We start from the raw sequence: 14,230 nt of genomic DNA on the forward strand, positions 1-14,230 counted from the left end.
TGGTTGCAGGTGTTGTTTTAAAGCTAATTAGAAAAACAACAACAATACCAGTAATAAAAATATATGGATAAGTTAATTAATGATTTTTCGTTTGGTTTGTTCTTTTGGCAGGCTATTATCCTTGTAGTAATTATTTTCCTTCTTGGAAAATTTGCGTGGAAACCTATCATCGAAGCGCTTAATGCAAGGGAAGAAGGTATAGCTAATGCTATTGCATCTGCGGAACTTGCCCGTAAAGAAATGGCTACACTTAAGGCTGAAAACGATGCTATCCTTCACCAGGCACGTGCCGAAAGGGATGCTATTATGAAAGAAGCCCGCGAAATAAAAGATAAAATGATTGCTGCTGCCGAAACAGAAGCTAAAGTAAAAGCTGATGCTATTGTAGAAAAAGCTAAAGCTGAAGTAGCTGCTGAGAAAAACGCTGCCATGGCCGAACTTAAGAGCCATGTATCTGCGCTTTCGGTAGAAATTGCAGAAAAACTACTTAAAGCAGAGCTTGCTAATAAAGAAGCACAGACCGGCCTTGTAGAAAAAATGCTTGACGAAGTAAAACTAAACTAATTTTCACCCGTATGAGCAGAGCTGCAGTACGATACGCAAAAGCAATACTAGACCTTGCACAAGCCCAAGGCGTAGCCCCACAGGTAGCTACCGATATGGAGCAGATTACTGCTGCCGTAAAAGAAAGCAAGGAGCTGTCTAACTTTTTAAACAGCCCTGATGTAAAAGGTGATATTAAGCTAAACGCACTTAACGAAATATTTGCCGGTGCACAACAGATAACCGGGTCGCTTTTTCAGTTGCTACAGGAAAACAAAAGGTTTGGCATACTTGCTGCAATCGCGGCACAGTACAAAGAACAGTTTGATGCTGCGAGTGGTGTAGAAACGGCTGTGGTAACTACCGCGTTCCCTATAGATGCAGATCTGGAAGCTAAGGTACTTGCTAAAATAAAACAGTTTACCACTAACCAGGTAACCATTAAAAATGTAGTAGACCCTTCTATCATAGGCGGGTTTATTATAAGGCTTGGCGATAAGCAATTTAATGCCAGTATAGCGGCAAGGTTGCTTAACCTTAAAAGGGAGCTGGCCAACTAATTATAAACAGGCTATTATTTAGAGTAGTTCATAAAACAGGTAATTAAACTTAATTATACAGATGGCAGAAATTAAAGCTGCTGAAATTTCAGCAATATTAAAGAAACAATTGTCCGGTTTTGAATCGGGTGCTACACTGGAAGAGGTAGGTACCGTACTTCAGGTAGGTGACGGTATTGCCCGTGTGTACGGACTTAACAATGCTCAGTATGGTGAGCTTGTACAGTTTGAAAGCGGGTTAGAAGGTATTGTATTGAACCTTGAACAAGACAATGTGGGCGTAGTATTGCTTGGCTCATCAGTAGGTGTTGCAGAGGGTTCTACAGTAAAAAGGCAAAACCGCATTGCTTCGCTAAAAGTAGGTGAGCAAATGCTTGGCCGTGTTGTAGATACACTGGGTAACCCTATAGATGGTAAAGGACCTATTGGTGGAGATCTTTATGAGATGCCGCTAGAGCGTAAAGCTCCGGGTGTAATTTACCGTCAGCCGGTAACTGAGCCGCTACAAACCGGTATTAAGGCTATCGATGCCATGATCCCTGTAGGACGTGGCCAGCGTGAGCTTGTGATTGGTGACCGTCAAACAGGTAAAACTACCGTTTGTATAGACACCATTCTTAACCAGAAAGAATTTTATGATGCAGGTAAGCCTGTATTCTGTATATACGTTGCTGTAGGCCAAAAAGCCTCTACAGTAGCAGGTATTGCTAAAACCCTTGAAGAAAAAGGTGCTCTTGCATATACCATCATCGTTGCTGCTAACGCTAGTGATCCGGCTCCTATGCAGGTATACGCGCCAATGGCAGGTGCTGCTATAGGTGAGTACTTCCGTGATACAGGCCGTCCGGCACTTATCATTTATGATGACCTTTCTAAGCAGGCAGTAGCGTACCGTGAAGTGTCGCTTCTACTTCGTCGTCCACCAGGACGTGAGGCGTATCCGGGTGACGTATTCTTCCTTCACTCTCGCCTTCTTGAGCGTGCTGCTAAGGTTATTGCCGATGATAGCATTGCTAAAGAAATGAACGACCTTCCGGAATCACTGAAGCCAATTGTTAAAGGTGGCGGATCGCTTACGGCGCTTCCTATCATCGAAACACAGGCGGGTGACGTTTCTGCATACATCCCTACAAACGTAATCTCGATTACAGACGGTCAGATCTTCCTTGAGTCAGATTTATTTAACTCAGGTGTACGCCCTGCAATTAACGTAGGTATTTCGGTATCTCGTGTAGGTGGTAACGCACAGATTAAGTCAATGAAAAAAGTAGCAGGTACACTTAAGCTGGATCAGGCTCAGTACCGCGAACTTGAAGCGTTTGCTAAATTTGGTTCAGACCTTGATGCGGCTACTATGAACGTAATCGAAAAAGGTAAGCGTAACGTAGAAATCCTTAAGCAAAGTGTAAACGATCCGTTTACAGTAGAAGATCAGGTTGCTATTATCTATGCCGGTTCTAAAAACCTGCTTAAGAGCGTACCTGTAAACAAGGTAAAAGAATTTGAAAAAGACTACCTGTCTTATCTAAACGCTACACACAGGTCTACACTTGATGCGCTTAAAGCTGGTAAGTTTACAGACGAAATCACAGATGTGCTTGAAAAAGCTGCTGCCGAAATCGCTTCGAAATACTAAAAAATTAATTTAGCAATTAATCAGTGTAGCAATTGTTACATTGATTAATTGTTTCATTATTACATTGATAAAATGGCAAACTTAAAGGAAATACGTAACAGGATTGCTTCCGTTTCATCGACCATGCAGATTACCAGCGCGATGAAAATGGTTTCGGCTGCAAAGCTAAAAAAGGCTCAGGATGCTATTACCGCCATGAGGCCTTACTCTCAAAAGCTAACCGAGCTATTGCAAAATCTTAGCGCTACGCTGGAGGGTGATACAGGTGGAGCATTTGCCGAGCAACGCCCGGTAAATAAAGTCCTTATCGTGGCCATAACCTCTAACAGGGGTCTTTGTGGTGCTTTTAATACTAACATTATAAAGCAGGTAAAAAACCTGCAAGACGTTGTTTATGCCGGTAAGCAGGTAGAAGTACTGGCTATTGGTAAAAAAGGTAACGACGTTTTAAAGAAGCTTTCTAATGTGGTAGAAAACAAAAGCAGCCTGTACGACGCACTTACCTTTGAAAACACAGCCCATATAGCACAATCGCTTATGGACAGGTTTACTGCCGGTGAGTACGATAAAATAGAGCTTGTATACAACCACTTTAAAAATGCAGGTACACAGGTAGTAATAACAGAACAGTTTTTACCACTGGTACCGCCACAAGCAAATAAAGAAAGCAATACTGAGCTTGATTACATCTTTGAGCCATCTAAAGAGGAAATCGTGCTTAGCCTTATTCCGCTTTCGCTTAAAACCCAGCTTTACAAAGCGGTTCGTGATTCATTTGCTTCAGAGCACGGTGCCCGTATGACGGCTATGCACAAAGCTACTGATAATGCTACCGCACTGCGCAACCAGCTTAAACTTACTTATAACAAGGCCCGCCAGGCTGCCATTACCGGCGAAATCCTTGAAATTGTGGGTGGTGCAGAAGCGCTTAACAGTTAATACATACAAAACAAACATAATGAAGAGGCTGCCTGCGGGTAGCCTTTTTTATTATAGGTAACGTACTTTTATAACTAATAATACGTTTACCTAAGCAACTATTATATTAATATGAAATTGTTTAAAAATTCTTACTTGCTATTGGTTTTTGCTACAGGCATAGCTTTTGCGCAAAGCAGTAAAACCGTAACGCTTACGCTGGGCTTTAAGCCAGCTACCACTTATAGGCAAACCTATATTCAAAATCATAAAACGACTATTAAGTACAAGGCCGATGAAGATGTGCTGAAGGTACTTGCTGAACAGGGTGTGCAAAACCCTACGATCCAGGAGGTAAAATCAGACTATACCAGCGAGGTAAGCACAGGGAAGTCGTTAGACGGGAAAACATTTCCGCTCACCATAAAGTTTATAAAAGCTCCAGATAGTTTTGGCAGGAATGGGATTACTTCGGCTACAAAAATATATGGCCATGGCGAGGTTAATGCACTTCCTAAAATAGATTCTATCGTAGCACCTGAAATGGCGGATGCTTTAAAAAAGTCTGTCCTGAAAACGCTTGATGGTATGTTTAACCAAGTAAAATATCCTGAAAGGCCGTTTAAGCGTGGCGATACCCAGCAGGTGGTTTCGCCGGTTACAATGCCGCTTGCCGGAACGGTGCTGGAAATGGATCTGATAACCGATTACACACTGGTTGAGATTAAAAATGGCATTGCCCGGTTTGATATTGCCATTAGTTACAAGGCAAAGAATAACGATCCTAAGTATAATATCACGGCTACAGGCACAGGTAAGGGCTTTATGGACTACGACATAAAGAAGTCTTTTGCTGTGGCTCAGAAAAGCGACATTTTAATGCAAATGGCATTTACCTATAAGGAGTTTGATATGGACATAGCATCAGAGATGCATTATGATATTAAGAGTGCCGTATTATCTGATGCCAAATAAATTAAAAACGCCACCCATACGGGTGGCGTTTCAGTTAAGTAAATTCAGTATAAACTTACCTCTTTATCACTTTTACAGACGATGTTTTATCGGCCGATGTAATTTGAAGTATATACGTTCCTTCGGCAACATTGCCAAGGTTTAGTTGTAATTGTACTGCAGATGCATTTTGCTGTAGCACGGTTTGACCTAAAAGGTTTACAAGTGCCACCCTGTTTATTACTGTAGATGACTGAATGTTCAGTACATCGTTAGTAGGGTTAGGGTATACTACAAATCCGTTTTTACCAAAGGTATCTGTGCCAGATACGTAGTGAGCGGTAATTGCAGTATAAGTACTTGTACAACCGTTTACGGTTTGCGTTACGTAATACGTAGTATCGTTAGTAAGCGCAGCAGAAGTTTCTACCGCAACGTACTGACCGTCTACCATTACATACCATGACACAGTAGCGTTGGCCGCTGTAGTAGCGCTTAGCGCGGCTACCGTATCGCCATCGGTAAAGTTTTGGTCAGCTGCTGCAACCGGAGCATCTACAACATTTACGATAACGCTAACAGCTTGTTTTTCGCTGCTGCAGTTTCCTAGTGTCTGGTTAACGTAGTACGTACCTGTAGTAAGGGCTGTAGTGCTGCTTAGAGCTTCGCCTGTTTCAGTAGCGTACCAGTTTAATGTAGCATCCTGACTTGCCGTGGCGGTAAGCTCTGCTACAGTAGCTCCATTACAGAAACTTTGAGCAGTAGCTACAGGAGCTGCAAGGTTTGTAACTGTTACCTGTACGGCAGTAGCAGTACTTACACATGTACCGTTTGCCGCAGTAACATAATAGGTACCTGTGGTAAGCGCTGTACCTGAAGTAAGTGCTGTACCACCCTGAGTGGCAGACCATGTAAGGGTAGTACCTTGTGCCGCTGTAGCCGTAAGCTGAGCTACAGTAGCGCTTCCGCAGAATGTTTGTGCGCTTGCCTGTGGTGCAGCCGGAGTTTCGCAGTTTGTAGTGAAACTACCTGTTACAGCTCCAGATGAACACACGCTGTTATATGCAGTAGCACTATAATAGTATGTTGTAGATGGCAATAGGCCTGTAACTTGTAAAGTACTTGTAGTGGTGTTAAACGGAGATCCGGTTACCGGTGTAGTCATGGCTTCATCAGTATACAAGTTGTACGTATAGCCGGTAGCCGGCGCACTGCCTGCTAAAAGGCCAAAACTTACGTTTGCACCGTTAGAAGTTGCAAAAGCAAATGCACTGTTAAGCACAGGACATTCATTTACAAGTTGTGCAGATATTGCGAAAATATTCGGTACCGGTTCTGTAGCACCAGACGATGTTTTAGTAAAGGTTACCGATGCAATGTTTTTAGACTGGTTAGCGGCATCTACCGGTAGTGTTACATAGAACACTTTAGAAGCGCCTGTTTCTACACCTCCAATGGCGTTAGCCCTGTTTGCACGTCCTATGCCCGAAATCAATGCAGGCTGTGTTGCTGTAGCTGTACCGTACCAATCCAGTAATGAAACAGATGTTGCAGCCTGGCTGGTGTTATCGGTAAAGTTTATTTGCACATTAATTGTAGAACTACCACTACCCGAGGTTACTGCTACATAAAGGTTAGTAGCTTTAACAGGGCTTGTAAGAGTTAGGGTTCCGCTTTGGTTTTGTGCAGGAAGCCTTAGCGAGTTGTTTACGCTATAGTCGTTCAATAAGAACTCCAGTCCTGTAATGCCACTGTTTGTAAGCCTTCTATTTAAAGGCAAACCAATTCCACTAACACCCGAAGTGTTATTGTTTTGATAATCAAGTGAAATGTATGAGTTGTTTGCTCCATCTACAGCAGCTGTAGTGCTTAGGTTAGCTATACCTGTACCGTTAGCAATAACATCGCTGTCAAAGCCGGTAACATCTATTGGAGTGTAAGCGCTTTGGGTTGTAAAGCTAGCCAAAGCAGACCATGTGGCGTTAAAACATCCTGTGGTTTCAGCTTTTACCCTGTAATAGTATGCTGTACCTGTTTGCAGGTTAGTAAGCGTATAGCTATTTGTAGTTGCTACATACGTAGTTAACAGGTTGCTCATAGCGGCATCAGCATAAACTTCTACCGTGTAAGAAGGAGCAAGGCCACCTGTACCCATTACCGATGTCCAGTTTAGGTTAGCACCAGAGTTTGTAATGTTGCTTGCACCAGCGTTTACTGTAGCTTTAGCACATGTAATAACATTGTATACGGCTGCCTCGCTGTATACCGGGCCAAAACACTCTATACCGCCATCGTTATAAGCATAGGCAGTATAATAATATTTAGTGTTAGCCGATGCAAAGTCTGTAAACACAGGGGCTGTTGTACCTGTAGCTACTATTGTACCACCACCAAAGGCAGTTCCTACCGCGTATGTAGTGCCTAGTACAGGTGATGCTGTTAAAGGCGCTGTGCTGCGTACCAGTATATACCCTGTAGGGACTAAAGAAGCGTCAGATGGGCTTACTGTAATTGTTGCCCCACTTTCGGTAACATTACTACTATCTACTAACGGAATGCCCGGTGTTGTGCAGTTAGCAGGTTGTTCTGCTACTACAATAGTATAATCTTCTGTTTCACCGTAGCTTTCGTCTCCACAAGGAGTCATGTCAGAGAAATAGTAAGAACGAACACGCATTCTGTAGTTTCCTTGCGGAGTACCTGCCGGAATGTTTATGGTGCCTGTGTAAGTAGCATCATTACCCCAAGAGCCATCAACGCTTATTGGGTGTTCACCCTCGTCATCAAAGTTTAAGTTTTGGTTCCAGTCTACAAATACACTTACCGAATCATAACCACCCAAACGGGTAACGCTTATGTCAAAAGAAGAACCTGCGGCTTTACTTACCTCCATATCGGTATAGTTTTCGTAGCCACTGTCTGATTCTGTACTGTTATTTATGTTAGTATATCCGCCGGTGGTTGTTACCTGCGTAATGTAGTCATCAGTAGGGAAATTAATTACAGGTATACAGTAGTTAGGCGTAAACGAAGCTACAGACCATGAACTGTAATCGCCGTTTCCGCAATTAGTACGCACATAAAGGTAATACGTAGTACCCATAGTGGTATTTGCCGTAAATGAAGGTGTTGTGGTTGCAGTTGCATCCGTTGGCGCTACAGGTTCTGTAGACAATACGTATTCGTATCCTGTAGGGGCGGTGCCCAGTGTAGGTGTGTTCCAGCTAAATGTGCTGCTTGTAAATCCGTAGTTTGCCGCAAGTCCTGTTGGGAAATAACAGCTTGGCGGGGTTAGTACGGTAATGGTATAATCTTCAAATTCTCCCCAAGGTGCAGGTCCACAGGCACTGTCAATGTAACCTATGTAGCTGTTTGCAACCCTCATACGGTAATCGCCCGGAGTTTGAGTGCCCGGAATGTTCACTGTACCGCTGTAGCTGTCTGTGTAGGTGGTAGTGGCTACAATGGTTTCTCCTTCGTCAGAAAAATCCAGGTCTTTATTCCAGTCTACCCACACATAAAAGTAGTGAGTACCACTGCTTACTTCTAAATCAATATTGAAAGACCCGCCAGGTACCTGAGATACAGCCTGGTCTGAAAAATCAGTATAGCCCGTACTGCTCACGTCGCTTTGGCTCGCAATGTTTGTAGCGCCATTTGTGGTAGACACATTTGTAAGATAGTAAGATGTACTGCTGGTAAGGCCTGTAGGGATACAGTAGCCAGAGAAAAACGTGCCCGAAACGTAGTTAGAATCGCATATTCCGTTGTTTGCTTTAACCCTGTAGTAATATCTTGTATCATTAGCAAGGCCGGTTATGGCTTGTGCCAAACCGGTAAGGCCCGTAAATGGTGAGCCTGGTAGGGCTTCTGTAAAGGCTACATCTGTGTAAACCTCTACAGTGTAGGTTGCAGGCACGCTGCCTGAACCGTTAGAGGCAAGTTCCCAAGTGATGTTTGCAGTGCCAATCCCGGTTATATCGGCATTTACTGATGCCAGCTCAGGACAGTTAGAAAGCACCTTGGCGGACACAGCGAAAATATTTAACGCACCCGACGAACTGCTTTTTGTAATGGTTATGGTTTCAATCTGTTTTGATTGGTTTTCCAAATCTATATTTGCTGTAAGCTGATATAAACGAGGATTATCAGATGGATTGTCTAGCCCGTTAGTATTTACATTTACACGGCCAAAGCCAGAGGCAGCCACCGGTAAATCAGTACTGTAATACCAGTCAGGTATTGTGGCAGATATTGCGGTTTGAGACGTACCATCGGTAAAATTGATTTCTACGATAATGTCAGAGTCTCCACTACCAGAGGTAGCCAGGAAGTAAAGTTTAGTTGCCGACAGTTGGTTAGAAAACGTTAGTGTTCCGCTTTCGCCGGCAGCACTAAGTTTTAGCGAATTGCTGTCGGAAAATGATGCAAGCTGATAGCTTAGGCCGGTAGTGGCCGCTACTGCAGAGGTAATCAATCCTCCTACAGGCAGGCCATAAGCAGGTGGAGTAGACGATCCAGTTGCCTGAAAGTCATTAGCCACAAAAGCGTATCCGGCATTATCTACATCAGATGTAGTGCTGGATGACGCGCCACCTAGCCCATTTGCTATAACGTCTTGGTTAAACCCAGACGATACGCTTAGCGGCTGATAGCTTTGACCATACGAAATCCCAAATGCTGTGAACATAAGGAATCCCGCAAGTGAGCGTAAATTTCTTTTCATAAATGTAATAGTTGTTTATACTGAATGATAAAAATACACAGAAAACAGCGTGGTTTTAACAAAGGTTTAGTATTATAACAATTATCTTATGAAATGGTAAATTTTAACCAATTTAGCCGTTTTACAAAAAAATGTAACTTTAATAAATTGTTTTTCAGTTGCCGTAGTGCTAAAATGAAAACTGTTTTACAAAATCCTATACTATAACCTAATAAAAAAGCACCGTTATGGTGCTTGTATTTTATTCGGTAAAAAGGGCTCTTAATTCTGTAGCCTCATTAGGTTTCATTTTTCCGGCAAGTACCAGGCTAAGCTGTTTACGGCGCAGCGCGGCTTCATAGCGTTGTTTTTCCAGGTCGGTTTCCGGTATTAGTGCGGGTACAGGTACAGGCCTTCCGTACTCGTCTACGGCTACAAAAGTATATATGGCCTCATTTGCTTTGGTTTTGTTTCCGCTTACCCGGTCTTCAATCCAAACGTCTATAAACGTTTCCATGCTCGATGTAAAGGTGCGGCTCACTTTTGCCTCCATGGTTACCACGCTTCCCAGCGGAATAGAGTGGTTAAATGCTACGTGGTTTACAGATGCTGTAACCACAATGCGGCCACTGTGCCTTCGGGCTGCAATACTGGCGCAGCGGTCCATGCGGGCAAGGAGCTCGCCACCAAAAAGGTTATTAAGCGGATTAGTTTCTCCCGGCAGTACTATGTCGGTCATAATACAAACAGAATCTGAGGGGTGTTTTGGCTGCATTATTTTATTTGCGTGTATTTGTTGCGTTTTGCGCAAAGATAATGCTAACCACCGGGCAAAAAAAATCCTCCGCAACGGGAGGAACTTTTTTACGATATTGTTGTTATTTTACCAAAATCCAGGCATCTATATCGCCATTTTGGTGTATTTCGTTAGCATTTTGCTGAGCTTCGGCATAGGTAGCAAAGCTACCATAAACAACCGGATACAGTCCGGCCTTGTTTACTTCCAGCCTGTGGGCTTTGTATCCTTTAGCGGTAAGTGCAGCGGCAGCCTTTTCGGCATTGGCTTCGCTTTTAAATGCGCCCGCTACCACGTGGTATGGCAGCGCTATGGCTACGGCAGTTTCCTCTTGTTGCAGTGCTTCTTCATCCTGTTTTACAGGAAGGCTTACTGCCGGCAGCGGATTTTCTATAAAAAACGTGGCCTGCTGTATGCGTTGTTCTACCTTACTTTGTACGGCATTATGTACGGCAAGCGTTTCCTGGTCTATTTTACGGCTGTAGTAGTTAGCATATGCTATAACACCCGCCCCTGCAAACAGCGCAAATACGGCAGCGTATTTAAGGTAGCTGTAACTGCGTTTACGCTCTGGGGTAAAAATAATTGGTGCTTTTTCTTCCAGTTCCTCTACAACCGCCTTAAGTTCCTCACGGCGTACAGCTGGCGAAACCACCGCGCTAAGCCCAAAGGCATCGGTAAGATAGTTTACAGGGGTGTCCGGGGTAAATACCAGGCTGCCTTCAGCATTAAGTCCTATCTGGCCTATGTTTTTAAGGAACAGCACATCCATGCCGCTAAGGGTTCGTTTCCACTGGGCTACAGTTTCGGTAATGGCCGAAACAGCTGCTTCGTAAGAAATTTTTTCCTGCTGCGCTATATGATTGGCTAAAAGACCGTCATTATTCTTTACATTCGCATTGAATGAAATTACCTTTTTGGGAGGATAGAATGTGTGCGAAACAGCGTTTAACTGTGCCGGGCGTATTTCGGTAAGGAAAGCGCCAAAACCGGGAACGGTAACACACTGGTAACGGTATAATAGTGCCGATATGTATTTCTCTATCTTCATAAACACAAAATTAATCATTGAGTGGGGTGGGCAAAATTTTATTCACAAATTTTATTAACAATAATGATTAGCTGATAACGAGCTGATTACAATTTAAAATGAACCAACCGGAATTATTTAATACCCTGGCGCTCATGCGTGTAGAGGGTGTGGGCGACATTATGGCAAAAAAGCTCATAAACCACCTGGGTAGCGCCGAAGCCGTCTTAAAAGCGAAAAAAAGCCAACTCATTTCTATAGAAGGTGTGGGCGAAGTGCTGTACCGTAACCTGCAAAACCAAAACATTTATAAGCTTGCCGAAAATGAGCTGAAGTTTATAGAAGCAAACCGTATTAATCCGCTTTTTTATCAGGATGCCGAATATCCGGAACGGTTAAAGCATTGCGTAGATGGACCGGTACTGTTATTTGGCTCGGGGAATATAAACTTTGCCGGGCGAAAAACCCTAAGTATTGTAGGTACGCGGCAAATGACGGCCTATGGTGGCGATTTTTGCCGCAAGCTGCTGGAAGACCTGGTGCCGCTAAACCCTGTTATTGTAAGCGGATTTGCATATGGGGTAGACATACACGCACACCTGGTGGCTATGGATCTGGGGCTGCAAACCATAGGTGTGGTGGCGCACGGCCTGAATCAGGTGTACCCCAAGCCGCATAAAAAGTACGTGGCGCGTATGGAGCAAAACGGCGGTTTCCTTACCGAGTTTTGGAGTACTAGCAACCCGGACAGGGAAAATTTTGTAAAGCGTAACCGCATAGTGGCAGGCATTAGTGAGGCTACCATTATTATAGAGAGCGCCGAGAAAGGTGGTTCGCTTATTACGGCTAATGTGGCCAATGATTATAACCGCGATGTGTTTGCACTGCCCGGGCGCATTACAGATAAGTATAGCATGGGGTGTAATGACCTGATAAAAACCCAGCGTGCCAACCTCCTTACGGGTGCAGCCGACCTTATATATATGCTAAACTGGGAGCTGGAAGACAAAAAGCTACCACCAATACAAAAGCAATTGTTTGTAACCCTGGAGCCCGATGAACAAAAGGTATACGATTATCTGCAAAAGAACGGCAAGGAACTCCTGGATATTATAGCCCTGAACTGCGATATGCCGGTATTTAGGCTCTCATCTATGTTACTTACTATGGAACTAAAGGGTGTAATCAGGCCATTGCCGGGTAAGTTGTTTGAGGCGGTGTGATTGATTGATTTTATAATTAAATAAACCTCAATAAATTGAGATTTTAGAAATCTAAAAAGTATGGAAAATGAATTACAAGATTTGATTAATGAAAGTTCACAAATAAATTTTAGCAATAATTGTGAAAGGAGTATTCATGGTATCTATAGCAAAGCTTCTCCATCTCTTTTGGCTTGGGTTGCACGCGTAGAAAACTATGTGGTTACTAATTATAATTCAGAAAGTGGGCCGTATAAATTGTTTCAAACATTTCATAAGAATAAACTAAATGGTTATGAAGAAGATGATTTTAATAAGCACATAACAATTCTAATTGGTACTTTAGAATCATGCCTTAAAATCTCGCCAAATAAGACACAATCGAAAGACGACAATGTAATAATGATGTTGATTAAAAATTACTTATTTTGGACGGTTTTAGTTGTGGCTGTTGGAGCTTCATACAAATTAGGATTTGATAATGGAAATACTAAATTTGATAGAGAAAAGATTGAGCTAAATGCAAGAAATGAAATCTTAAAGTTAGACATTGAAAAAAAAGAAATAATTATTCGAAGCAAAGACTCAATGATAATAGAACTCAAGAGTAAGGAAATAAAAAAGTAATAAATAGATTGCCACACTCCGCTGCGCTGCGTTCGCAATGACGCATAGATAGGGAAATGAACAACGCTTATTTTTCCGTAATTTTACCGTATGGAAGAATCCGCCATACAACAACCCCAGCGCAAAATAATCCATGTAGATATGGATGCCTTTTACGCCTCGGTAGAGCAGCTTGATAACCCCGAACTGCGGGGTAAGGCTATTGCCGTAGGTGGTGGCGAAACCCGTGGTGTGGTTTCGGCGGCGAGTTATGAGGCACGTAAGTTTGGGGTGCGTAGCGCCATGAGTGGGTATCTTGCCAAAAAGCGTTGCCCACACCTTATTTTTGTACGGCCGCGTTTTGACCGTTATACGGAGATAAGCCGGAAAATACGCAGCATCTTCCATGAGTTTACAGACCTTGTAGAGCCACTGAGCTTGGACGAAGCCTACCTGGATGTTACCCAAAACAAAAAAGGCATACCCAGTGCCACACTCATTGCCTCCCAAATCCGTCAACGCATATTAGAGGAAACTGGGCTTACTGCATCGGCGGGCATTAGCATTAATAAATTTATAGCCAAGGTAGCCAGCGACTACAACAAGCCAAACGGACAAAAAACCGTAACGCCCGATGAAGTGTTGCCGTTTTTAGAAGCCCTGCCCATAGGTAAGTTTTATGGCGTGGGTAAGGTTACCGAAGAAAAAATGTACCAGCTGGGCATTTTTACGGGTAAAGACCTTAAGGAAAAAACTGAGGAATACTTGGCGGCACATTTTGGTAAAAGTGGCCCGTACTATTACCACGTGGTGCGTGGCATACACAACAGCCCGGTAAAGCCAGACCGTACCGTAAAATCAGTAGGTACAGAGCATACTTTTAACGAAAACCTGGTGTCTGAGGTATTTATGCTAGAGAGGCTGGAAAAAATAGCCGCCGAGTTGGAACGCCGCCTTAAGAAGAAAAAGATAGCCGGAAAAACCGTAACGCTTAAACTAAAGTATTCTGATTTTACAGTGCAAACCCGTAGCAAAACCCTTCCGTATTTTATATCAGATGCCAGCCTTATAACCGAAACCGTTAAAGAGTTGCTGTACCAGGAACGGCCAAAGGAGTCGGTGCGGTTGCTGGGCATTTCGCTGTCTAACCTTAATAACGAGGCAGGCGTAAAAAAGACCGTAGCCGTGCAGCTTAAGTTCGACTTTTAGTGCAAAGCATCCGTGTAGGCAAACGTACTATTACAAAGTGTTGCCCGGTATTTTTGCAGCGGTGTTTTTAT

Annotated in this window: 11 protein-coding genes; 8 read left to right on the forward strand and 3 right to left on the reverse strand. The window is 43.3% G+C overall.

The genetic code is table 11. The annotated features are described in order from the left end of the window. The first annotated feature begins 63 nt into the window (after positions 1-63). The 5 genes from ACLI08_RS03920 to ACLI08_RS03940 all read left to right on the forward strand — a co-directional run bounded on the left by ACLI08_RS03920 (position 64) and on the right by ACLI08_RS03940 (position 4,632). Positions 64-564 carry a F0F1 ATP synthase subunit B gene (locus tag ACLI08_RS03920; RefSeq protein WP_411427150.1) on the forward strand — a complete coding sequence of 167 codons (501 nt, stop codon included), beginning with the start codon at positions 64-66 and terminating at the stop codon, positions 562-564. A gap of 11 nt (positions 565-575) precedes the next feature. Then, positions 576-1,103, forward strand: a complete 528-nt coding sequence (atpH, locus tag ACLI08_RS03925) for an ATP synthase F1 subunit delta (protein ID WP_411427151.1) — start codon at positions 576-578, stop codon at positions 1,101-1,103. Between the two features lie 61 nt (positions 1,104-1,164). Beyond that, the gene (atpA, locus tag ACLI08_RS03930; RefSeq protein ID WP_411427152.1) at positions 1,165-2,739 is read left to right on the forward strand and encodes a F0F1 ATP synthase subunit alpha; all 1,575 of its coding nucleotides are present in this window, start codon (positions 1,165-1,167) and stop codon (positions 2,737-2,739) included. Between the two features lie 72 nt (positions 2,740-2,811). Next, positions 2,812-3,678, forward strand: a complete 867-nt coding sequence (gene atpG / locus ACLI08_RS03935) for an ATP synthase F1 subunit gamma (protein ID WP_411427153.1) — start codon at positions 2,812-2,814, stop codon at positions 3,676-3,678. 111 nt (positions 3,679-3,789) lie between these two features. After that, positions 3,790-4,632 (forward strand): hypothetical protein, encoded by an 843-nt coding sequence (locus tag ACLI08_RS03940; protein ID WP_411427154.1) that lies wholly within the window; start codon positions 3,790-3,792, stop codon positions 4,630-4,632. 55 nt (positions 4,633-4,687) lie between these two features. Here the strand turns inward: ACLI08_RS03940 and ACLI08_RS03945 are convergent, their stop codons facing one another. The 3 genes from ACLI08_RS03945 to ACLI08_RS03955 form a co-directional block, all read right to left on the reverse strand. Further along, positions 4,688-9,337 carry a beta strand repeat-containing protein gene (locus ACLI08_RS03945; protein ID WP_411427155.1) on the reverse strand — a complete coding sequence of 1,550 codons (4,650 nt, stop codon included), beginning with the start codon at positions 9,335-9,337 and terminating at the stop codon, positions 4,688-4,690. 241 nt (positions 9,338-9,578) lie between these two features. Beyond that, positions 9,579-10,091 (reverse strand): acyl-CoA thioesterase, encoded by a 513-nt coding sequence (locus ACLI08_RS03950; protein ID WP_411427156.1) that lies wholly within the window; start codon positions 10,089-10,091, stop codon positions 9,579-9,581. A 103-nt stretch (positions 10,092-10,194) separates the two neighbouring features. Further along, on the reverse strand, positions 10,195-11,163 hold the full coding sequence (locus ACLI08_RS03955) for an SPOR domain-containing protein (RefSeq protein WP_411427157.1): 969 nt from the start codon (positions 11,161-11,163) through the stop codon (positions 10,195-10,197). 98 nt (positions 11,164-11,261) lie between these two features. Here ACLI08_RS03955 and dprA point away from each other — a divergent pair, with 98 nt between their 5' ends. The 3 genes from dprA (at position 11,262) to dinB (ending at position 14,159) form a co-directional block, all read left to right on the forward strand. Continuing rightward, positions 11,262-12,365, forward strand: coding sequence for a DNA-processing protein DprA (gene dprA, locus ACLI08_RS03960; RefSeq protein ID WP_411427158.1), 1,104 nt, complete (start codon positions 11,262-11,264; stop codon positions 12,363-12,365). A 60-nt stretch (positions 12,366-12,425) separates the two neighbouring features. After that, complete coding sequence (locus tag ACLI08_RS03965; protein WP_411427159.1) at positions 12,426-12,971, forward strand: hypothetical protein; 546 nt, start codon at positions 12,426-12,428, stop codon at positions 12,969-12,971. A 90-nt stretch (positions 12,972-13,061) separates the two neighbouring features. After that, positions 13,062-14,159 carry a DNA polymerase IV gene (gene dinB, locus ACLI08_RS03970; RefSeq protein WP_411427160.1) on the forward strand — a complete coding sequence of 366 codons (1,098 nt, stop codon included), beginning with the start codon at positions 13,062-13,064 and terminating at the stop codon, positions 14,157-14,159. Positions 14,160-14,230 lie beyond the last annotated feature (71 nt).

The organism is Flavobacterium sp. RNTU_13 (genome assembly GCF_046614455.1).
In the GTDB taxonomy this organism is placed as follows: Bacteria; Bacteroidota; Bacteroidia; order Flavobacteriales; family Flavobacteriaceae; genus Flavobacterium.

Excerpts from the sequence above, each read along its gene's own strand:
- ACLI08_RS03920 (WP_411427150.1), top strand. The coding sequence starts at position 64 with ATGGATAAGTTAATTAATGATTTTTCGTTTGGTTTGTTCTTTTGGCAG.
- atpH (WP_411427151.1), top strand. The coding sequence starts at position 576 with ATGAGCAGAGCTGCAGTACGATACGCAAAAGCAATACTAGACCTTGCA.
- atpA (WP_411427152.1), top strand. The coding sequence starts at position 1,165 with ATGGCAGAAATTAAAGCTGCTGAAATTTCAGCAATATTAAAGAAACAA.
- atpG (WP_411427153.1), top strand. The coding sequence starts at position 2,812 with ATGGCAAACTTAAAGGAAATACGTAACAGGATTGCTTCCGTTTCATCG.
- ACLI08_RS03940 (WP_411427154.1), top strand. The coding sequence starts at position 3,790 with ATGAAATTGTTTAAAAATTCTTACTTGCTATTGGTTTTTGCTACAGGC.
- ACLI08_RS03945 (WP_411427155.1), bottom strand. The coding sequence starts at position 9,337 with ATGAAAAGAAATTTACGCTCACTTGCGGGATTCCTTATGTTCACAGCA.
- ACLI08_RS03950 (WP_411427156.1), bottom strand. The coding sequence starts at position 10,091 with ATGCAGCCAAAACACCCCTCAGATTCTGTTTGTATTATGACCGACATA.
- ACLI08_RS03955 (WP_411427157.1), bottom strand. The coding sequence starts at position 11,163 with ATGAAGATAGAGAAATACATATCGGCACTATTATACCGTTACCAGTGT.
- dprA (WP_411427158.1), top strand. The coding sequence starts at position 11,262 with ATGAACCAACCGGAATTATTTAATACCCTGGCGCTCATGCGTGTAGAG.
- ACLI08_RS03965 (WP_411427159.1), top strand. The coding sequence starts at position 12,426 with ATGGAAAATGAATTACAAGATTTGATTAATGAAAGTTCACAAATAAAT.
- dinB (WP_411427160.1), top strand. The coding sequence starts at position 13,062 with ATGGAAGAATCCGCCATACAACAACCCCAGCGCAAAATAATCCATGTA.